Raw genomic sequence first — 21,050 nt, 5'->3', positions numbered from 1 at the left:
TCTATTCTTCTAAAATGCTAGTTAGGTGTTTCCCATAACCACTTTTGATTAGTGGTATTGCCAACTGCTTTAATTCTTCTTTTGATATATAATTCATTTTATAAGCAACTTCTTCTATAGCACCGATTTTTAGTCCTTGTCTTTCTTCGATAACCTGAACAAATTGAGAAGCTTGCATTAACGAATTAAAAGTTCCTGTATCCAACCAAGCAGTGCCTCTGTCCAGAATGCTTACATTTAGCTTTCCTTTTTTTAGATATTCCCTATTTACATCTGTAATTTCAAGCTCTCCTCTATCACTTGGCTTAATATTTTTTGCAATATCTATTACTTCATTATCATAAAAATATATACCTGGTACTGCAAAATTTGATTTTGGTTTATGAGGTTTTTCTTCTATGGAAATTACTTTTCCGTCATCATTAAATTCAACTACTCCATATCTTTCGGGATCATGCACATGATATGCATAGATAATTCCCCCATCAGGATTGTTATTAGCTTGTAAAAGCTTTGAAAGTCCCGTTCCATAAAAAATATTGTCTCCAAGGATCAAAGCGACTTTGTCATTTCCAATAAAATCTGCACCTATAATAAAAGCTTCAGCCAATCCATTTGGGTGTTCTTGTACGGCATACTCAAATCTACATCCGAATTTTTCACCGTTTCCTAGTAGTTTTTTAAACAACGGAAGATCATGTGGTGTAGAAATAATGAGAATCTCTCTTATTCCTGACCACATTAAAGTTGAAAGAGGATAATAAATCATGGGTTTATCATAAATGGGAACAAGCTGTTTACTAACTGCTAAAGTTAGAGGGTGTAGTCTTGTACCTGAACCTCCTGCAAGAACGATTCCTTTCATGTGTTCTTATATTTTTTTAAATACCAATCTATTGTTTTATCAATGCCCGTTTCAAAATTTTCTTCGGCTTCCCATCCTAATTCATTTTCAATTTTAGATGCGTCTATGGCATATCTTAAATCATGTCCTGGTCTGTCCTTAACATAAGTAATCAATTCTTCATAAGAACCACCGCTTTTTCTTGGCATCTTTTTGTCTAACAATTCACAAATCTTTTTTGCGATATAGTTGTTATTTCGTTCATTTTTTCCTCCAATATTATACGTCTCACCAGAAACTCCTTTTCTAAAAACTAACTCAATACCCTTACAGTGATCCAGGACATATAACCAATCTCTTACATTTTTGCCATCTCCATAAATAGGTATATTTTCTTCTGAAATTGCTTTTCTAATAATCGTAGGTATTAACTTCTCATCATGCTGTTTTGGTCCATAATTATTGGAGCAATTTGTAGTAACTACGTTCATTCCATAGGTATGAAAATAACTTCTAATTATAAAATCTGACGACGCTTTAGAGGCACTATATGGGCTATTAGGAGCATAAGGAGTGGTTTCCTTGAACAATCCTGTTTCTCCAAGAGTACCATATACCTCATCTGTAGACACATGATGAAAACGACAGTTTTCGCGATCTTGCTTATAATTGTGCGGAGCTTCCATCCAAAAATCTCTAGCTACATCAATCAATGTAAAAGTTCCAAAAACGTTTGTTTTAATGAATTCATCTGGATTAGAAATTGAATTATCGACATGAGATTCAGCTGCTAAATGAATAACACCGTCAAAATTATACTCTTGAAATAATTTTTCTACAAGCTTCCTGTCACATATATCTCCCTCAATGAAAGTATAATTTGTCGAATTTCCAATTTCATCTAAATTTTCCGTATTTCCTGCATATGTTAACTTGTCAATATTAACGATATGAGTCTTTGGATATTTTTCAAGTAAATAGCAAACAAAATTTGAGCCAATAAATCCTGCTCCTCCTGTTATTAATAAATTTTTCAAAACAAATGATATAATTTGATTATACTTTTTGGTAATTTTTCAAATATCGATTTAAGTCCAATAGAACTAGGAATAATAATACAACTACAATAAAACAAATCGGCAATAATACTTTCTTCTGTCTAAAGAGATCATTAATCACAGCAGCTCTATCAGGAAAATTCGATATAACATTAATAATATCTTTAGTGTTTGCTTTTTTATTATTAATTTCAAGAATTTCTCTACTTAAAGATTTTGCTTCTTTAAGCAATTCAATTTCAGATTTGTCCAAATCCTTATTCTCAGAACTTAAATTAATACTTGTATTTGTTGCAGACTGTTCTTTCTGAATATCTAATAGTTTTAATTTTTGATAAAATGACTTCAAGGAATCCACTTCTGCTAACTGTTTGCGAACAATGGAATCATCTAATCTTAAGTTAAGGTCGTTTGTACTCTTTTGTAATTTAAAATATTCATTATTAGAAATAGACCTTACTATTGCGTTTTGGCATTTCTTTGCAACTTCTGAATCAATAGCCTCAATGGTAACTTTATGAAATTTTGCATTAATATTATTAAAGTTCTGCAAATAATCTTTATAACTTAAATTCGCTCTAGATATACTATCTAAAGTTGTTACAAAATCGCTAAAATGTTTTAATTTTTGATTGTCATCTGTAAAGGCCTCAATAGATACTTCTCTAATGCTTTTGGCTTCTTGACTAGAAATTTTTAAAGCCGCTGCCAAGCTGTTAAAATCTTCTTCTTCGGCAAGTTCATTATAAAACTCTATATTATTATACAACTGTTGTGCGCTATTAAAATTTGGTTCAACAATCATAGAAGATTGATAAGCCGATTTTGTCGAACCATCTAATATCCATCCAAGTATTAGTCCAACAACACCCGCAATTACAAACTTCAAAAAATGATTCCGAAAGAATAAAAGAAGAAGAACAATAGCATGAAATATCTCCTTGAAAAACTTGATAATAAATAAAGACAATTTATTAAACACATTCCCAATTAGTCTAAATAACTGTCCTAGATCTATTTCTTCAGATGCGTTTTCCTTATTACTACTCATTATGATTTAAGTATTATAGGCCAAAAATATGATTCGAGGGTAAAGGTAATGTCTTTTGATAAATTATCATCATAACGGCGTTCTTAATTATATTTCATAAAAAAATACACTATTCAAGAATCCAATATTGACCAAATCGTTCAAACTTATAAACCTCTCTTCTCCCACTAATACATTACTTTTTGGTAATGTTATTTGAGTTTTAACTATTAATGTATTCGATTAATCTACTTGGTAATTTTTGAAATAAAAAAAGTAATGACACAAAAAGAAATAGTGCTATAGGTACTCTTATTATCATTTTTTTCGACAAACCTGCACTTCGTGTAATCATCTCTCCTCTTTCTACCATATCAAATACTTCATTATCTAGCATCAGTAGGTCCTCATACTTAGTTATGGTAGTCAATAGTGTCTGCTTTCTAGCTAACAAGCTTGAAATTGTAGGTAGTTCCGATTCTTCACCAACGATAATCACATCATTGGTATTTTCATTTGGAGCTTTGCTTAGCTTTTCCAAATAATCATTGATATAAGCTAAAGTTTCTTTATTTTCCTTTAAGTTTTTTTGAGTCTGTTTGATTTCTTGATTTAATATTTTTTGAAAATAATTATTAGATTGAATATAATTCAAAATGTTTTTTGACAACTTTAAATTATTCTCATCCTTTGTATTAAAAACAAAAGTTAATCTATGATACTTGTAAAAGTTCTTATATTTTTCCTTTTCTAAAACCTTAGTATCATAACTTTCAATAATTTCATGATAATCTTCTTTACCTCCATATTTTTTATGCAAATTATCTAAAATATCAGCTGATCTTATGATGGGGTTAATTTCAACTAGTCTTAGGTTCTTTACAAGAGTACTATCTAGATTTGCCTTTTTCAAGAATGATGGCTCCTTAACTTTGCTTTTTAATGAATTTATGAAATCATAAACATATTTTTTAGAATCATACTTTGGTTCAATAATTATTTCTTGAATGTATTTTTTTGAATATCCAAATTTACTGTCCAAAATATATCCTCCTATCGAACCTACAATTACTATAACCAAGAATAGTATCCATTTCTTTTTATAAAATCGAGCAATGGAAAGACAAACCCTTAATAGATTTTTAAAACCTTTCTCAAGTTTCTTAACTATGTAATTTAGATTAACTTCTTCTGTATCTGACTCTATACTCATTTAGTACTTCTTAAATATTTGCTCTAAAATTTTCTCAGTTATCAAATATGTAGGTTTCACTCCTGTCGTTCCTAATCCACCAGATGCTAATGTGCTTCCTGTTTCTAAAGGATTATCAGATGCATAATACGCATAATTCACCTTTACATCAGAGCTTATACTTCCTCTTAATTTTGATGCAGACTGAATAGCTTTTTGGTAATGCGCTCCTTCCATCTCTAACCCAATCACATTCCAGGTAGATTCGTGAAAAAACTTCAAAATATCTCTATTCTGCAATGAGGTTCCTAAGACTGTAATCATGGCTCCTTCAAATATATCTATTCCATGACCTTCTAAATCCTCTTTTTTCAATCCATTGTCAAAAGGATAATTATCTGCAGTTCCTTCAAAAACATGAGCAGAAGGAATCATAATATCCCCTTTTCCTCCTTCAAGAATACCAGCTTTCCCCATTAATGAAACAGATTTTACATTTAGATACTTCCTGCCATTTGGTTGCTCATAGGGTTTTAAAAGTTCATCCATTGTTTCATACGCTTGCTCACCGAAAGCATAATCCATCACTATGATAACTGGTTGGTTATGAATTTCATTTTTTGAAACGTTTGTTTCAAAAGCTCCGTTTGTATATTTTGCAGTATCGAAAATTTGAACATCAATATTTGTCCCACTTTCATCTTGCAAAAATGTCATTCCTTTCTGAAGTGCTAGTTTTTCAACTTTTGCTCTTAACTTATCATTTTTATCCTGACTTAGTAACTCATAAATATCAAAAGTAGACTTATTCTTCAGTTCTGTTTTAAGCGCCAATGGAGCATATAATGTATTCATTACACTATGCATATTCGCACTTATAATATGTATGGGGCGATCTATTACATCTAATTGTTGTAATTTACTTTTTATAGTATTTGCCCATCGCTCTCCATGAATGTGATGTCCTAAACGCTCTCTTAATACTGGTGTAAACGTTACTAACCTTTTATTTTCATTTACAGATTCTTCGATAGCCAGTTTACCTAACCAATAAATTATGTGTATAAATCGCTCTTTATTTTCTGGACAAGAAAAACTACTATATATTGAGGTAACTTCTTGAAAAGTTCTTCCCAATATGTTTGCAGTATGTGTGAGAACAACTTCTCTTTCGGCCTTTGTAAGATCTTTTTTAGAAGTAACTGCTTTCTCTAACTTGTCCCAATCTCTAGTAACATTACCTTCTTCATTAATTACCACTCGATTCATAATCTTATGAGATTCTATGAATAAAAAAGTAAGGTGTGTAAGAATATCATATATTTCTGATCTTCCGCGAGTGACCTCGATATTCATCTGCTCTTCATCAATTCTGTAGCAATTTCTTCTTCGCTTAGGAGGAACTATCGCCTTAAAATGGGAATTTTTATATCCCTCTTCACTCGTTAGATTAATATAGCGACATTCTTCGATTCCGATTGGCAAGCGATCGATTACGTATAACAGTCCATCTAGCTCTACTTTTTCTTCGGCTACTGAACCATAAATTTCTGGACGAAGTGTTAGCAATCCTTCTCTTAAAGTATCTCCAGAAACACCCATAGGCTTATAAAAACCTCTATTAAATAGATGACGCATAGTAATGTACATGCGTTCTATTGCGCTTGAACTTTCTTGAGCTCTTGTTCTTCCTTTAATTTTGAGATTTGCCATAAAATTTTTCCTAACAAATATATAATTTATTTGCCTATACCTACCGATAGAGAATCAGCAATCTTTCTATCATTAGAAAGTCTTGGAAGTTTATTTTGCCCACCAAGTTTCCCAATAGATTTCATATACTCATTAAAACCATCTTTAGGAACTGATCTTACCTTTAATGTCCTTAATACACTTCCTGTAATCAAGTCATCATAATAAGTGTTCTGCTTACGCAAAGAATTGTCTATTTGAATTTCAAATTCCTGCATATTATTAGGGCTTTCCTGGAACTCAACAAACCATTCATGATATGGTAATTCCGAATCATTGGGGTTGATTTGAGGTGCCACTGTAAACTCTTTAATGACCGTGCCTGTTTTTTCAGTTGCTTCTTTCATGGCTTGTTCGACCTCTTTTCCGATCACATGCTCTCCAAAAGCAGAAATAAAGTGTTTGATTCTTCCAGAAACAATTACCCTATATGGTGCAGTGCTTGTAAAGATTACGGTATCTCCAATGTTATACGCCCATAAACCAGCATTTGAAGAGATCAACATTACATAGTTTACACCAATTTCTACATCAGCTACAGTTATTCGTTTTGGTTGTTCTTCAAAAAACTCATCTGCTTTTATGAACTCATAAAACATTCCTGAATCTAATTGAAGTAGCATTCCTTTTTCTTCCTGCTTGTCTTGAAAGGCGAAAAAACCTTCTGAAGCGGGATATAATTCTATGCTTGGGACTTTTCTTCCTATTAACTTTTCGAAAGTTGCTCTGTAGGGTTCAAAATTTACCCCTCCATAAATAAAGAGTTCGAAGTTCTTGAAAAGTTCTCCGATCGACTTCCCTGTTTTTTTCTTTAATTTTTCAAAGTACATCTGTACCCAAGGAGGAATTCCACTTATGATTGTCATGTCCTCATTTACGGTTTCTTCGACTATTGCATCCACTTTTGATTCCCAATCATCAATGCAATTTGTCTCCCAACTTGGAAGTCTATTTTTTTGAAGGTATTTTGGAACATAGTGCGCAACAATACCCGAAAGGCGTCCTAAATTAATTCCATTTTTCTCTATCAACTCTGGACTTCCTTGAAGAAATATCATTTTTCCATTCACAAAAGAAGCTTTTCCACTTTCAGCGATGTAACATAGAATAGCATTCCTAGCAGCTTTAATATGTGTAGGCATAGAATCAGCTGTTAACGGGATATATTTTACTCCACTTGTCGTACCTGAAGTCTTGGCAAAATAAATAGGTTTTCCCCGCCACAACACATTACTTTCTCCTTCTACTACACGCTCTACATAAGGACGTAACTGTTCATAATCTCTAACAGGAACTTCCTTTACAAAGTCAGCGTGCGTATGAATATTATCAAAATTGTGATCCTTTCCAAAAACAGTAGTGCTTGCGGATTTCAATAATTCTTTAAAAACTCTGTTCTGAGTCTCTACAGGATTATTGGCCCATTTATCTATCTTTTTACGAATGCGTTTTGCAAAAATCTTTGCCCCTAATGATTTAATAGACATTGTATCTTATTATTCAAAATCAATAAATTTTGATGGATCTGTAGGATATCCATCTCTCCATAATTCAAAGTGTAAATGAGGCCCTGTAGATAGTTCTCCTGTGGATCCTGCTGTAGCAATAACTTCTCCTGCTTTTACTACCTCACCTTGTTCTTTTGTTAGCGATGCGTTGTGCTTATATACAGTAAGTAAATCATTTCCGTGTTCTAAAATGATTACATGGCCCGTTTCCGCAGTCCACTCTGCAAAAATTACTGTTCCTGCTGCTGCTGCTTTTATTGGAGTATCCTTAGGAACCGCTATATCTACCGCATAGTGTTTTTCGTTTACGTCATATCCAGATGTAATGCTACCATTTACAGGAGGAAATAGTGAAAAATCTGTACTAGATTTTTCGCTTTCAAACAAGCTATACTTATCTTCTCGTGAAACCTCTTCTCTAAGTTGCATATCTTGCTCTGATGGATTCAAATCCACCTCATCAGGATTCAACTTTTGGGATTGAACGGCAGAATCAATATCAAACTCTACTGTTTTTACATCTCCTGTAAGTACTTTTTTAATCGAATTATAATATTTCTGATTTACAGCAAGTACTGTTTCTAAAGAATCTGCTGTAGAAACTAGTCTTGTAGCTTTTTGGTTAAGTGAAGTAGAAGAATATCCTGGAATATATTCTCTAAGCGGTGTAAAAGCAATTAAAATAGTCGTACAAGAAATTAAAATAATCGATGTGATGGTAACCAGCACAAAAACATTTAACCTGGTCAATTTAAAAGATATTCTTTCTTCAAAAGTATCTTCATTAAGAATTACTAATCTGTATTTGTTTAGTAACTTCTTGGTGATTCTCTTTTGTTCTTTTTTCTTTTTAGCCATAGGTTAATCTAGTATCTGAGTAATCCCACTCATAACGCAAATATACATATTCTGTTAACGGATAAAATGCTAAAACTTATATTAAAATGTTATCTAAAAGCGAATCATACGGTTATAAGGTGTGAATATTCTCTTAAAACTATCTTTTCATGCTTTAAAAAGATCGTTTTTATGTAAATCTTATTAACTTTGTATTCTAAATTTAAGAACCATGATATCATTAAGTATATTTTTAGGAATGTTAGGGCCTTGGCAAATTGCATTGATTGTTGCTGCGGTTTTACTTTTATTCGGAGGTAAAAAAATTCCAGAATTGATGAGAGGACTTGGAAGCGGTATCAAAGAATTTAAAGATGCTTCCAAAGAAGATGAAGATCCTAATAAGATTGAAGAAAAGAAATAGTTTTTATAAACTATGTATCATACAAAATGCCTAGCTTTTAAGTTAGGCATTTTTTATTGGGTAACGTTTTACGTTTATAAAAGTGTTAGTTCTCGCGCACATTATATATGTAACATTATTAATTCTTTGATAGAAAGATCTGTTTTCTTTAGCTTATGAAACTTTAGCTAACCATATTCTAGTAAAACCTTATATCGTTATTTAATTTAGAATTTGGTAGTCCAAAAATTACAATTGTTAATGATTTATTAATTAGCCGAACACCTACAATACTGTTCTTTTCAACGAAATTAATGGTTTATTTGATCAAAAAAATAGCTTTGATTATCAGAAAATTAGGATAAAAAACGTTTTTATTTTACGGTAAAACCATAAAATTTGTGTATTTCATCGAATTAAAAAACCACTTTATCTAAAAGTTTCTGATATGTTTTGTAGCACTCTTTTTTCGTCTTAACTTTGAGTAAATCAAACAAGTAACTTCATAAAGCCCCAAACTATGAAAACTATATTTTTTACAATCGCAATTTTATTTTCTTTTACAACAATTTCAGCACAAGAAACTGTTCAAGCTGAAGCTAACGCTACTACTGTTACTGTAAAATCTTCTAAAACAGATTTTTATAAAGCATTAATCAAAGCAAACAATTTTGATATCACTATTAAAGAAGATAAAAAAGAAGTTACAAACACTACTAAAGAAGATTTCTATAATCTTTTACTAGAAAAAAACGGTTTTACCACAGATACTAAAAAGACAACACGTTTAACAAACGTTATCAATAAAGAACAAAACACAAGAATCACTGACAATAAAGCAGTAGCAAGCTTATTGCCATAATAAAAATCACATAAAAAATATAGTTTGTACTCCTTTCTAAACGAAAGGAGTTTTTTTTGGCCCATTCTTACAATCAAACTATGTGCTAATCCACTAAAGAGAGTTGAATTCTTTTTCTGCTTAAATCTATATCAAGTACAGTTACCATCAGTTGTTGATTTAATTGCACTACAGCATTTACATCACTTATGTACTCATTTGCTAGTTTAGAGATATGTATTAAGCCACTTTCTTTTATTCCTATATCCACGAAACAACCAAAATTTGTAATATTATTTACGATTCCTGGTAATTTCATCCCCGTTTTGAGGTCGTTAATTGTTTTTACATTCGGATCAAACTCAAAAATAGTAGCTTTTTTTCTCGGGTCTACTCCTGGTTTTTCTAATTCCTTAATAATATCCGTTAAAGTAGGTAACCCAACATCTTCTGAAGTATATTCTCTCAACTGAATTTTGGAGATTGCCGCCTTGTTCCCGATTAGCTCTTGTAATGGTACTCCAACATCTTTTGCCATTTTAGCAACTAATTTATATCGCTCCGGGTGCACTGCAGAGTTGTCTAAGGGATGGGTAGGTTCTGTAATTCTTAAAAATGCTGCTGCTTGTTCATAAGCTTTTCCTCCTAGTCTGGGAACCTTTTTTAATTCTTCTCTGGATTGTAGGGCTCCATTTTCGAATCTATAATTAACAATATTTTCTGCTAATTTTTCACCTATTCCAGATACATAGCTCAATAAAGGTGCGCTTGCCGTGTTTACATTAATCCCAACACTATTTACGCAACTCATCACTACAGTATCCAATTCATTTTTGAGTTTTGTTTGATCTACATCATGCTGATACTGCCCTACTCCAATTGCTTTTGGGTCAATCTTTACCAGTTCTGCTAATGGGTCTGCCAAACGTCTTCCAATTGAAACTGCTCCTCTTACCGTAACATCGTAATTAGGAAACTCTGCTCTCGCTATTTTAGAAGCAGAATATACTGAGGCTCCACTTTCATTCACCATAAATACCTGAATTTGATTTTCAAAAGGAATTTTCTTGATAAATGATTCAGTTTCTCTGGCAGCTGTACCATTTCCTATTGCGATTGCTTCAATTTTATATGCGTTTACTAAAGACTTTATCTTTTTAATCGCATTTGTGGTTTCGCGTTGCGGAGGATGCGGATAAATGTTTTCATTATGAAGTAAATCCCCCTGTTGATCCAGACAAACTACTTTACAGCCAGATTTAAAACCTGGATCTAATGCTAGTATTCGTTTCTGTCCTAATGGAGAAGCTAATAATAATTGCTTTAAATTCTGAGCAAATACTTTAATCGCATTATCATCCGCTTTTTCTTTTGCTTGATTTAATACTTCCGTAGAAATTGCAGGTGTTAATAATCTCTTATAGGCATCAGCAATCGCCAAAAACATCTGATCGGTGCATGCTTCTACATTAGATTTTATCATAACATCATCGATAATGTCTAAAGCGTCATTTTCTGAAACTGAAATTTTAACTCGTACAATCTTTTCATTTTCTGCACGTAATATGGCCAATAATCTATGCGAAGGACATTTGTGAAGCGGTTCTTCCCAATCAAAATATTGTTGATACTTCTGAGCTTCTTCTTCGTCTTTTTTAGTTTTAATAACTGATGAAGCTATGGATGCACGTCGTTGAAAAAGTCTTCTTAACCTATTTCTTACTTTTTCATCTTCATTGACCCACTCTGCTATAATATCTCTAGCTCCTTGTAATGCAAGTTCTTCATTAATAATGGTGTCATTTAGATATTGTGATGCAACATACAGAAGTTCTTCTTCTCGCTGTTGCATAATCACTTTGGCCAATGGCTCTAACCCTTGTTCTTTGGCTACAGATGCCTTGGTCTTTCGTTTTTTCTTATACGGAAGATATAAATCCTCAACTTCGGAAAGCGTTTGAGCTGCTTCTATACGTTTTTGTAATTCTGGAGTAAGTGCATCTTGCTCTTTTATCGATGCTAAAACGCTTTCTTTTCGTTTTTGAAGTGCTTCAAAGGCAGTTTTATGCTTTACTATTTCACCAATTTCTACCTCATCAAGATTTCCTGTTGCCTCTTTACGATATCTAGAAATAAAGGGAATTGTAGATCCATCGTTTAATAATTCGATGGTTTTGGTAATTTGCTTTTCAGAAACAGGTACCTGTTTCGAAATATAGGAAACAATATTCATGGGTTACATTTTGAACCGCTAAATATATTATAAAATTACCTATTTTTATTCAAATTTGATACTCTTAATAATAGCTTCTAACTCGAACATATAGTTTCTTTTTCTCACTGATGGAGCTAATACAAAACCTTCGATTACAACTTGTCTATTATTAGGGATATCGTCAATTACATAGTTTACAAAAGGTCCTGCCATATATCGGTCTTTAATTTCCCAAGTTCCTTTTGTCTCAAAGGTAAACTTGTCATCAAGACTAGTTTCATAGAGATATGGAGCATACGCTTTTTCAGTAATAAACTTACCAGAATTTGTAGGTATTTTAAGCATTCCTACTGAGTCCCTTATTTTTATAATCTTAGCAACAGTATTAGAATCTTTAGGCACTGTTCCTATTGGTAATTCATAGATCATCAAATTCATGTCTCCATTGGTTACATCTTTACGTAACCAAAAGAATTTATCTTCTTCTTTAGCTATTCTATATGCAGAAGGCATCTTTAATGTAATCCCCATTTTTTCTTTTAATTGAGGAATATATTCCAAAGATTTAGCTATTCTATATTGCTTCTCTTTTGTTTCTACCTTCTTATATTTCGAGATAATATCTGCAGATCTTTCTCTAATTAATTTATAAATATCTTCATCACTTGTTCCTGTGATCACGTAACCTAATTGTGGAGTGGCATATTTATTATTAGCACGATACACTTTTGATTCCTCTCCTTGCTGTATTTTTACAAACAACCTATATCTTCTGGATAATCCTGTAAACGCTTCCGTAGGAATTTGTCTCATAGAAAACTGCGGCTCTTCTTGTGGGAGACCTGGAACTTCAGCTCCAAAATACTTACGTATCGTATCTCCTAAACTTCCTGTCCATTGTTCATTATCAATTACAACGGCTAGTTCATTTATTTTACCAATAGATTGTGCCAGAGAACCGTTTATCTTTTCTGAAGAATCTTTTTTCGTTTCTTTACAGCTAAAAAGGCATAAAGCTGATACAATAATAAGCGCTAGTTTTTTCATGATACAAATATACTTGGGATATGCTAATATTAAAAAAATACTATCCAGATAACCGAAATAGTTCTGGTTATAACATCATAAACCATTCCAATGTAGTATGAAGTGGATAGTAATAAACTTTAATATATAAGTTCCATACCTATTTATTGTAAATCAAGTATAACAATGATTCTTATACTATGCTTATATAGGCTATTTTAAAATGTTTATTTTTAAACACACAACATCCATCTATTTGTCAAATATCATATGCTTGCATCTAGCACTTTAACAATAATTTCGGGGATTGGTGTGATACAGAGCACACTGTTTTCATTGTTGATTGCGTTAAAAAAACGACAACAACAATCTGACTGGATCTTGATTACATGGTTTTTGATATTTGCCATTCATTTGTTGCTTGGAATAGGTCATAAAATTTATCCTATTACATTTATAGATGTGTTCATAATGACCATTAGCTTTTTACATGGTCCTTTTTTCTTTCTTTATACAAAAGCAATTACCAACGGGAAGATCATTACTATTGATTTTTTACACTTTTTACCATTTACTGTTTTCTTTACTTTCAGTCTTTTTGTAGAAGATATTCATGACGTTTCTTGGGAGCTACTGATCCTTTTTCCTAAACTGGCTTCATTGATTTTTTACCCGATTTATATACTTTATCATTATCATAAACGGCTTCGTTTTTTTAAATCAACTATTGCAGATGATCGAATTTTAGCTTCTTTCTGGATTAAAACCATAGCTATTCTCTTTTTAATTAGCGTTGGGGTAAGCATTATTCGACTTATCACAGAACTAATGGTTGGTGTATCCTATTTTGAGTTTTTGGATGTACTGCGCTACGTAATTTTGGTAACGGTCATTGGTTTTTATGGATTAAAATATGGAACAGTATACAAGCCGGAAATATATATTCAAACGGCTGAAGAAAAAAAATATAAGTACAGTCCATTAAAAAAAGATAAGATTTCCATAGCTATATCTCATATCAACCAATACTTTCAGGAAAATGAGGAATACTTACAATCTGATTTTTCTCTAGCTGTATTATCAAAGGCTTTACAAATTCCTAAACATCATCTTTCTCAGATCATAAATTCAGATATGAATACTACTTTTTATGATTTGGTAAATTCTAAAAGAATCAATCGAGCTATATCTCGAATTAAAGAAGGAGATAAACTAAACCTTACTTTGGAAGGCTTGGGTTATGAATGTGGTTTTAATTCTAAATCAGCATTTTTTCATCATTTTAAAAAACATACCGGTAAAACTCCTGGTCAGTTTAAAAAAGAAATAGGTAGTAATTAATTAAGGGGTTCCTTTGTTTGCTTATTAGTCTTCATTTTTATGCTCATTAAATATTATACATGATCATGAATAAAAGAGACTTTATTAAAACCGTTAGTGCTGCTTCTTTATGTACTTTGCTTAATCCTTTAGAAACTTTAGGTTTCGGAATACCTACTAGTTCAACTCCTAAAAAAGTTCTTATTTTGGGCGGAAGAGGTTTTCTAGGACCTACCATAGTAAAATCATTCTTAGCATCTGGTCACCAAGTAACGCTTTTAAACAGAGGAAAAACAAACCCTAATCTTTTTAAAGACTTGCCGATTATTATTTGTGATAGAGAAAAAGAGCATAAACAAGGCCTTAAGGCAATAGAAAAAGAGTATAAAGAAACCTATTGGGATTATGTTGTAGACACTTGGCAAAAATCTCCGAAAGCAGTTGCTGATTTTCTCGATGAATTCAAAGGTCGATTTGGACATTATCATTACATATCAACTATTTCTGTGTATGATAAATGGGATAAGAAGTTTATCACAGAAGATGAGCCCTTAAATCCTCTTCCAAAATTCCCTAATACGATATCTGAGGATTTCAGGTATGCTATCAGAAAAACATTGGCAGAAGAAGCCATTAGAGCACGTATTGATAATTTTACTATTTACAGATCGCATGGCATAAAAAGTTTCAGGGTTAATCGTCCTGGCAATCCAGATTCTGAACCTTTCTGGCCTATACGGTTTTATAGAGGTGGAGAAATATTATTGCCAAATGTAGAAAACCACCACATCCAAATCACGGATGCACAAAGTCTTGCTGATTTTGTCATTCATTGTTCCGAGTCAAAAATACATGGTTCTTACAATGTCGCTACGCATCCTATACCCTTCAAAGATTTTGTATCTGCACTTGTTTTTGCAACGAATATGCCTAAAAAACTACATTGGGTTGACGGAGATTTTCTAATTAAAAATGGTATTCTTCCGTATAAAACTATGCCATTATGGAGAGAAGATCGAGTAGGTTTTTATTATTTCAATATACAAAGGGCAACAAATGCAGGTCTTATAAATCGTTCTATGGTAGAAATTGTAACAGATCAGCTAAATGGTTATAAAAGTAGATATCCCAAAGATGATATTCGATTTGGAGAAATTGTAAACGGGAAACAACTCAAATGTTATTCTGAAAACAAAGAAAAGGAAGTTTTAAAAAAATGGTTCTCTAGATCCTAATCGCCTATTAAGCAATGGTCATTAATAAAGTACTAAAACATAGATTAATGCTATACTAAGGAATATAGATGAAACGAATTTTATTTACGATTTAGACAACTTCAATTTCATGCCTGGTTTTATTCCAGTTCCGCTGATATTGTTCCAGCTTTTTAGGTTTTCGATAGTCACGCCCTTGAACTTCTGAGAAATGCTCCATAAGGTATCTCCTGATTTCACGGTATACGTTTCAGAGTTTCCAGGATTAGTACTTGCAACAGCTTTCTTAGAAGTACTTTTTTTAGGCCTGTCTATGACAGGTCTTCTAGGATAAATAGTTAATCGCTGCCCAATTCTTAGGTTATTGCTTCTTAGCCCGTTCCATCGTTTAATCTGACTAACACGAACTCCATATCTACGAGCAATTCTTCCTAAATAATCTCCACTACGTACTCGATATCTGATACGATCATTGGCTTCGAAAAACTTTGGAAGTGGCTTTTCTCGTTTATTGAACTCTTCTTGTGCTAATGCATATATCTGATCCTCATTAGATACAAATTTACCTACTTGATCTAATGGTAATCTTAAGACATAATTTTCATCCTTTATATGTGGTATAATATCTAATTTATAAGAAGGGTTTAAAAACTGTAGTTCTTCGATATCGATATCCATAACTTCAGAAACCTGATCCAAGGTAATCATTTGTTTTACCTTAATTGTATCTGTTTCAAAATAGGCAAACTCCGGTTTTCTAGGTTTAAATCCATGTTCTTCGGCATATTCGAAAATATACATAGTTGCTAGAAATGCTGGTAGATATCCTGCTGTTTCTCTTGGTAAATTATGTCTAATATTCCAATAATTGGTATATCCTCCACTTCTTCTAATCGCTTTGGTTACATTTCCAGGTCCTGAATTATACGATGCTAATGCCAAATCCCAATCACCAAACACTCGATATAAGCTAGCCAAATATTTACATGCCGCTTGTGTAGCCATAATAGGATCCATACGTTCGTCAACATATGAACTCACTTCTAGGCCAAACATCTTACCTGTTCCAAACATGAACTGCCATAGTCCTGTTGCGCCTACTCGAGATTTTGCTCTTGGTTTTAGGGCAGACTCCACTATCGCCAAATACTTAATCTCTAAGGGAATGTTTTGATTATCTAACTCTTGTTCGAATAATGGGAAATAAAATTCACTCAACGCCATGAGTCTTTCCAAATGTTCATGTCTATTCTTAAGATATCTTTTTATTACACTCTCTAAAGAAGGATTATATTCTACATTAAATGGAGTACGGGCGTTTAATTCGGCTAATCTGGCCTTTAATGTATCTGTTGGAAGATCTACATACTCTACAGGTTCATACGTTAACTCCGTAACCGATTTATAAATAGTATCAAAAAGACTTGAATTATATAATTCTTGTTTCCAGATCGAATCTAATTTTGCTAACTGTGGATGGTCTTCGATAGCATACACTACACTATCCTTTACACTAGTTTTGGTAAAAGTGGTTGTTTGTAACTCACCTACAGTACTAGTAGTTTGTATAGTGTCTATTACACGAACTGTATCTTTTTTAACTGTTAGTTCTTTATCTAGTTTTAATGTTCTGGAGGCTTTTGAATTTGATGATGGAATCGTATCCTGACCATACAGAGAAACCAAACAAGAAAGAAAACTAAGGTATAACCAACAATTTTTAATCATTTCGAATATTGTTTACTAGTACTCCAACTAACGTGTATTTTGGAGCGATTTATATAATGTTTGTATAAGTTATTAACAACACTGCTGCGAAAATCGTATTTTTTTTCTAAAATCCAAAAAATCAACAAGTTAAAAACACAAAAAAATCAGTCGAAATGACTGATTTTTAATAACTTTTGTGTTTATTAAGACTTTTCTTACAGAAATTTATCTCTTTTGTTAATTTCCTATGGCAGCGATACCTGGAAGTGTTTTTCCTTCTAAACTTTCCAACATCGCTCCTCCTCCTGTAGAAACATAACTTACTTTATTACCAAACCCAAATTGTTTTACCGCTGCAACTGAATCACCACCTCCTACTAATGAGAAAGCTCCATTTTCTGTTGCTTCAGCAATCGAATGTCCTAAAGCAATGGTTCCATTTGCAAAGTTTTCCATTTCAAAAACACCTAATGGTCCATTCCATAGGATTGTTTTAGACTCTAAAATAACCTGATGAAAGTTTTTTAAGGTTTCTGGTCCAGCATCTAATCCTTGCCATCCATCAGGAATAGCATCCACACTCATCGCCTTGGTATTTGCACCATTATCAAACGCATCTGCACCAATTACATCTACTGGTAAATGTATTTGAACACCTTTTTCTTCTGCTTGCTTAAGAATATTTAATGCTAATTCTTGTTTATCATCTTCGCAAATAGAATCTCCAATTTGTCCTCCTTGTGCTTTAATAAAAGTATAAGTCATTCCACCTCCTATAATCAGGTGATCTACTTTATCCAAAATATTTTCAATGATTGTTATTTTAGAAGAAACTTTGGATCCACCTAAAACAGCAGTTACTGGTTTTTCTCCACTTTTTAGGACTTTGTCAATACTTTGAATCTCTTTGGCCAATAAATTACCAAAACACTTATTTTCTGGAAAAAACTGTGCTACGATCGTTGTAGATGCATGGGCTCTATGAGCAGTTCCAAAGGCATCATTTACGTAAATATCTCCTAATTTTGACAATTCTTCAGCAAAAGCCGTATCTCCAGATGTTTCTTCTTTATGAAATCTAAGGTTTTCTAATAATAGAACTTCTCCTGGATTTAACTGTGCTATTGCCTCTTCAGCTTCCTCTCCTACACAGTTTGCAGCAAACTTAATTTGTACTCCGATAACATCTGCTACTTCCTCTACGATATGGCTTAATGAAAACTCTTCCTGAACTCCTTTTGGACGACCTAAATGTGACATTAGTACAGCACTTCCTCCATCTTCTAAAACTTTAATAATAGTTGGCTTAGCTGCTTGGATTCTAGTATTATCAGTTACTTTAAAATTTTCGTCTAGGGGAACATTAAAATCTACTCGAATTAATGCTTTTTTATTTTCAAAATTGAAATCTTGTATTGTCTTCATCGGATTGGATTGATTTTTCGCAAACGAAAATAATTTTATTTCCTCAAAAACATTGAAAACAACCGGAAAAAATGATTCAATTTTTCCTTAAACTTCCACTTTTAACGATTTTTAGCTAAAAGAAGCTTTTCAATGAAAAAATCACATTGAATTTATATCTCTAAATCATTCATACATATTGAACATTATTAAATTATATTTGCCTCATGCTTTTCTCAGAAATATTAGGGCTTACCCATATCAAAAGTTATCTAACCACTAGTGTAGAAAGAGGTCGTATTCCTCATGCTCAACTTTTTGTAGGTCCAAGTGGTAGTGGTACCTTACCAATGGCGATTGCCTATGCCCAATATATTTTGTGTCAAAACATAGAAGGAGAAAATACTGGTGGCAACCAGGCTTGCAATGTGAAATTTAATCATTTAGCTCATCCTGATTTGCATTTTGCCTATCCAGTTGCTACCAATGATAAAGTCAAAAAGCATCCAACCGCAAATCATTTTGCTGAAGAATGGAGATCTTTTGTAAAAGACACTCCATATGGAAGCATCTTTGATTGGTATGTTTTACTTGGTATTGAAAAAAAACAAGGTCAAATAGGTGTGGATGAGGCATTGGAAGTTGTTAAAAAATTATCTTTAAAAAGTTACGAAGGTGGATATAAAGTCATGCTAATATGGATGGCTGATAAGATGAATATTGCCGCTTCAAACAAATTACTAAAGTTAATAGAAGAGCCTCCTGAAAAAACTGTTTTTATTTTAATTACGGAACAAGAGGAACAGCTCATACAGACCATTCGTTCTCGATGTCAGGTGTTACATTTTCCACCATTGGGAGAACAAGTAATTAAAGATGCGCTAAAAGCATCAGAAGAGATCTCTGATAGTGAAGCTTTAAAAATTGCGCACCAAGCGAATGGTGATTACAGCAAAGCCTTACATCTATTACATCAAGATGGTGGCGATGAGCAATTTGAGGATTGGTTTATACAATGGGTGCGAACAGCTTTTAGAGCTAAAGGAAATAAATCTGCAGTAAACGATTTAATCAAATGGAGCGAATCTATAGCTGGTGCTGGAAGAGAAACTCAAAAGAAATTCTTAAACTATTGTCTTGATTTTTTTAGACAAGCTTTATTATTAAATTATGGTGCTGAAGATTTAGTTTTTTTAGAACCCAAAACAAATGGTTTTAAACTTCAAAAATTTGCACCTTTTATTCATGGTGCTAATATCATGGATATCAGCGAAGAACTTCAGAATGCTATTTATCATATAGAAAGAAACGGTAATGCTAAAATCATTTTAACAGACCTATCTATTAAACTTACGAGATTGCTACACAAAAAACCAGTTTAAGGTTTTTGGATATTATTTTTTATTCTTCCCTTTTTATTACGATTTTAGATTTCTCATTTATTTCAAACACAAATTAGACTCATGGATAATTTTATGACTCACATTGTTTCCATTACTATTCTATTATTTCTTTTGATCACTTTTTTACAATCTGGTATTGATAAAATGATTGATTGGAAAGGAAATCTAGGTTGGCTAAAGGGACATTTTTCCGCAACTTTTTTAGCTAATATAGTTCCTTTGCTTTTGGGCACTGTTCTTTTTATTGAAATTATTACGGCAGTATTATGTCTAATGGGTATTTATCATTTGATTGCTTATAATCATACAGCTTTTGCAACAGGTGCCATGTTCTCTGCTTGTATCACCCTATTGATGCTTCTTTTTGGTCAACGGGTTGCAAAAGATTATCAAGGAGCACTTACGATAACCTGTTATTTTATCGTAGCTGTTTTTGGACTATATGTTGTACATTCTTAATAAAGAATAAAGAGAGCACCTATGCAGTGCTCCCTCTGTTCATTTTTGATTGATATCTTTTAAAAATGTAGCTTTTTATACGTTTTATATCACAACAAACCCACCTAAAATTAGGTAGGTTCGTTTTTCGTTACTTTTTAAGTACGAGATGCTTTTGGACCAAAAAAGAAATTATATGTATTATCCCAAGAATTGACCTTTTCTAATTAAAAAATATGTCCAAAATCACTCTCGAATATATAGTAATGAGGCTTTTAAATTAAGTTATGTTGAAGTTTTGTGATAAACATATCTAATATTGTGATAAACAACGTTTGCAAATTATGAAGTCATAAGAAAGAATAAAGACAAAGTCTTTTTATAAAGAACAAACACTATCTAATTTTTCATTTTTGGAGTATGGAAAACAAGTGTTGTTGTTTCTATCTACAATCAAAAAGTCTTGTTTAAGGCAAATAGATATATCTTTGTTAGCGTTTTTAGCAGTTTTTAATAAGTACATCCACACTTACTTTGTCTACATCCGAAGTCGATTCCTAAGGTAATCATATGAGAACCTGCTGCATTACTCGCATCAAAAACCTCATTGATGTTCACCTGATATCCATATGCTACATAAAAATTAGACTTCTTAATACCAATCATTGGAGATACCGATAACGGCTTAAAATCCTGATCCACTAACGAGCGTAAACTAATTCCCGCCCAATAGTAATCACTACGGTGTAATTTACGAACCTTCAAGTTCAAATCTGCTGTACTCCTACCATCTCCAGCAAAACTCTGATACAACACCGAAGGCTCAACCTCAATGTCACTAAAACGATCATAAAA

Annotated in this window: 18 protein-coding genes; 6 read left to right on the top strand and 12 right to left on the bottom strand. The window is 32.5% G+C overall.

All coding sequences use genetic code 11. The features are described from left to right. Position 1: 1 nt before the first annotated feature. The 7 genes from rfbA to GBO31_RS00060 form a co-directional block, all read right to left on the bottom strand. Positions 2-865 carry a glucose-1-phosphate thymidylyltransferase RfbA gene (gene rfbA / locus GBO31_RS00090; RefSeq protein ID WP_219006261.1) on the bottom strand — a complete coding sequence of 288 codons (864 nt, stop codon included), beginning with the start codon at positions 863-865 and terminating at the stop codon, positions 2-4. After that, entirely contained in the window at positions 862-1,881 is a 1,020-nt protein-coding gene (gene rfbB, locus GBO31_RS00085; protein WP_219006260.1) for a dTDP-glucose 4,6-dehydratase, read from the bottom strand. The genes rfbA and rfbB overlap by 4 nt, the downstream gene beginning before the upstream one ends. Before the next feature lie 19 nt (positions 1,882-1,900). Further along, positions 1,901-2,953, bottom strand: a complete 1,053-nt coding sequence (locus GBO31_RS00080) for a hypothetical protein (protein WP_219006259.1) — start codon at positions 2,951-2,953, stop codon at positions 1,901-1,903. Positions 2,954-3,155: 202 nt separating this feature from the next. Then, positions 3,156-4,145 (bottom strand): hypothetical protein, encoded by a 990-nt coding sequence (locus GBO31_RS00075; protein ID WP_219006258.1) that lies wholly within the window; start codon positions 4,143-4,145, stop codon positions 3,156-3,158. Next, on the bottom strand, positions 4,146-5,837 hold the full coding sequence (locus GBO31_RS00070; RefSeq protein WP_219006257.1) for a DUF6909 family protein: 1,692 nt from the start codon (positions 5,835-5,837) through the stop codon (positions 4,146-4,148). 26 nt (positions 5,838-5,863) lie between these two features. Next, positions 5,864-7,363: a GH3 auxin-responsive promoter family protein gene (locus tag GBO31_RS00065; protein WP_219006256.1), complete on the bottom strand. Its 1,500-nt coding sequence runs from the start codon at positions 7,361-7,363 to the stop codon at positions 5,864-5,866. A 9-nt stretch (positions 7,364-7,372) separates the two neighbouring features. Continuing rightward, on the bottom strand, positions 7,373-8,242 hold the full coding sequence (locus GBO31_RS00060; RefSeq protein ID WP_219006255.1) for a M23 family metallopeptidase: 870 nt from the start codon (positions 8,240-8,242) through the stop codon (positions 7,373-7,375). Between the two features lie 211 nt (positions 8,243-8,453). Between GBO31_RS00060 and GBO31_RS00055 the strand changes: the two genes are divergently transcribed. Together GBO31_RS00055 and GBO31_RS00050 are read left to right on the top strand one after the other, a co-directional pair. Then, positions 8,454-8,645 (top strand): twin-arginine translocase TatA/TatE family subunit, encoded by a 192-nt coding sequence (locus tag GBO31_RS00055; RefSeq protein ID WP_281422447.1) that lies wholly within the window; start codon positions 8,454-8,456, stop codon positions 8,643-8,645. Positions 8,646-9,144: 499 nt separating this feature from the next. Continuing rightward, positions 9,145-9,486, top strand: a complete 342-nt coding sequence (locus tag GBO31_RS00050) for a hypothetical protein (RefSeq protein ID WP_219006254.1) — start codon at positions 9,145-9,147, stop codon at positions 9,484-9,486. Between the two features lie 85 nt (positions 9,487-9,571). On the opposite strand, the gene GBO31_RS00045 is transcribed toward GBO31_RS00050, so the two are convergent. Continuing rightward, complete coding sequence (locus GBO31_RS00045; RefSeq protein WP_219006253.1) at positions 9,572-11,698, bottom strand: Tex family protein; 2,127 nt, start codon at positions 11,696-11,698, stop codon at positions 9,572-9,574. Positions 11,699-11,743: 45 nt separating this feature from the next. After that, positions 11,744-12,727: a DUF4837 family protein gene (locus GBO31_RS00040; protein WP_219006252.1), complete on the bottom strand. Its 984-nt coding sequence runs from the start codon at positions 12,725-12,727 to the stop codon at positions 11,744-11,746. A gap of 249 nt (positions 12,728-12,976) precedes the next feature. Between GBO31_RS00040 and GBO31_RS00035 the strand changes: the two genes are divergently transcribed. Both GBO31_RS00035 and GBO31_RS00030 read left to right on the top strand, forming a co-directional pair. Next, positions 12,977-14,047, top strand: coding sequence for a helix-turn-helix domain-containing protein (locus GBO31_RS00035; protein ID WP_219006251.1), 1,071 nt, complete (start codon positions 12,977-12,979; stop codon positions 14,045-14,047). A gap of 65 nt (positions 14,048-14,112) precedes the next feature. Next, entirely contained in the window at positions 14,113-15,261 is a 1,149-nt protein-coding gene (locus GBO31_RS00030) for an NAD-dependent epimerase/dehydratase family protein (RefSeq protein ID WP_219006250.1), read from the top strand. An 84-nt stretch (positions 15,262-15,345) separates the two neighbouring features. Here GBO31_RS00030 and GBO31_RS00025 read toward each other — a convergent pair whose 3' ends face one another. Both GBO31_RS00025 and GBO31_RS00020 read right to left on the bottom strand, forming a co-directional pair. Continuing rightward, positions 15,346-16,968, bottom strand: a complete 1,623-nt coding sequence (locus GBO31_RS00025) for a LysM peptidoglycan-binding domain-containing protein (protein WP_219006249.1) — start codon at positions 16,966-16,968, stop codon at positions 15,346-15,348. 219 nt (positions 16,969-17,187) lie between these two features. Beyond that, positions 17,188-18,375 carry a phosphoglycerate kinase gene (locus tag GBO31_RS00020; protein ID WP_219006248.1) on the bottom strand — a complete coding sequence of 396 codons (1,188 nt, stop codon included), beginning with the start codon at positions 18,373-18,375 and terminating at the stop codon, positions 17,188-17,190. A 206-nt stretch (positions 18,376-18,581) separates the two neighbouring features. On the opposite strand from GBO31_RS00020, the gene GBO31_RS00015 reads away from it, so the two are divergent. Next, positions 18,582-19,736: an ATP-binding protein gene (locus tag GBO31_RS00015; protein WP_219006247.1), complete on the top strand. Its 1,155-nt coding sequence runs from the start codon at positions 18,582-18,584 to the stop codon at positions 19,734-19,736. Positions 19,737-19,817: 81 nt separating this feature from the next. Beyond that, the gene (locus GBO31_RS00010) at positions 19,818-20,216 is read left to right on the top strand and encodes a DoxX family protein (RefSeq protein ID WP_219006246.1); all 399 of its coding nucleotides are present in this window, start codon (positions 19,818-19,820) and stop codon (positions 20,214-20,216) included. Positions 20,217-20,705: 489 nt separating this feature from the next. On the opposite strand, the gene GBO31_RS00005 is transcribed toward GBO31_RS00010, so the two are convergent. Continuing rightward, the coding region (locus GBO31_RS00005; protein ID WP_219006245.1) for a type IX secretion system membrane protein PorP/SprF at positions 20,706-21,050 on the bottom strand (345 nt) is incomplete at its 5' end.

It is taken from the genome of Aquimarina litoralis (genome assembly GCF_019295435.1).
Taxonomy (GTDB): Bacteria; Bacteroidota; Bacteroidia; order Flavobacteriales; family Flavobacteriaceae; genus Aquimarina; species Aquimarina litoralis_A.
Note: the sequence above shows the minus strand (reverse complement) of the source record. Positions and strands in the feature narration are given on the sequence as shown.

Bases quoted from the DNA above. Each gene is read 5' to 3' on its own strand.
- rfbA (WP_219006261.1), bottom strand. From the start codon at position 865: ATGAAAGGAATCGTTCTTGCAGGAGGTTCAGGTACAAGACTACACCCT.
- GBO31_RS00080 (WP_219006259.1), bottom strand. From the start codon at position 2,953: ATGAGTAGTAATAAGGAAAACGCATCTGAAGAAATAGATCTAGGACAG.
- GBO31_RS00075 (WP_219006258.1), bottom strand. From the start codon at position 4,145: ATGAGTATAGAGTCAGATACAGAAGAAGTTAATCTAAATTACATAGTT.
- GBO31_RS00070 (WP_219006257.1), bottom strand. From the start codon at position 5,837: ATGGCAAATCTCAAAATTAAAGGAAGAACAAGAGCTCAAGAAAGTTCA.
- GBO31_RS00065 (WP_219006256.1), bottom strand. From the start codon at position 7,363: ATGTCTATTAAATCATTAGGGGCAAAGATTTTTGCAAAACGCATTCGT.
- GBO31_RS00060 (WP_219006255.1), bottom strand. From the start codon at position 8,242: ATGGCTAAAAAGAAAAAAGAACAAAAGAGAATCACCAAGAAGTTACTA.
- GBO31_RS00055 (WP_281422447.1), top strand. From the start codon at position 8,454: ATGATATCATTAAGTATATTTTTAGGAATGTTAGGGCCTTGGCAAATT.
- GBO31_RS00050 (WP_219006254.1), top strand. From the start codon at position 9,145: ATGAAAACTATATTTTTTACAATCGCAATTTTATTTTCTTTTACAACA.
- GBO31_RS00045 (WP_219006253.1), bottom strand. From the start codon at position 11,698: ATGAATATTGTTTCCTATATTTCGAAACAGGTACCTGTTTCTGAAAAG.
- GBO31_RS00040 (WP_219006252.1), bottom strand. From the start codon at position 12,727: ATGAAAAAACTAGCGCTTATTATTGTATCAGCTTTATGCCTTTTTAGC.
- GBO31_RS00035 (WP_219006251.1), top strand. From the start codon at position 12,977: ATGCTTGCATCTAGCACTTTAACAATAATTTCGGGGATTGGTGTGATA.
- GBO31_RS00030 (WP_219006250.1), top strand. From the start codon at position 14,113: ATGAATAAAAGAGACTTTATTAAAACCGTTAGTGCTGCTTCTTTATGT.
- GBO31_RS00025 (WP_219006249.1), bottom strand. From the start codon at position 16,968: ATGATTAAAAATTGTTGGTTATACCTTAGTTTTCTTTCTTGTTTGGTT.
- GBO31_RS00020 (WP_219006248.1), bottom strand. From the start codon at position 18,375: ATGAAGACAATACAAGATTTCAATTTTGAAAATAAAAAAGCATTAATT.
- GBO31_RS00015 (WP_219006247.1), top strand. From the start codon at position 18,582: ATGCTTTTCTCAGAAATATTAGGGCTTACCCATATCAAAAGTTATCTA.
- GBO31_RS00010 (WP_219006246.1), top strand. From the start codon at position 19,818: ATGGATAATTTTATGACTCACATTGTTTCCATTACTATTCTATTATTT.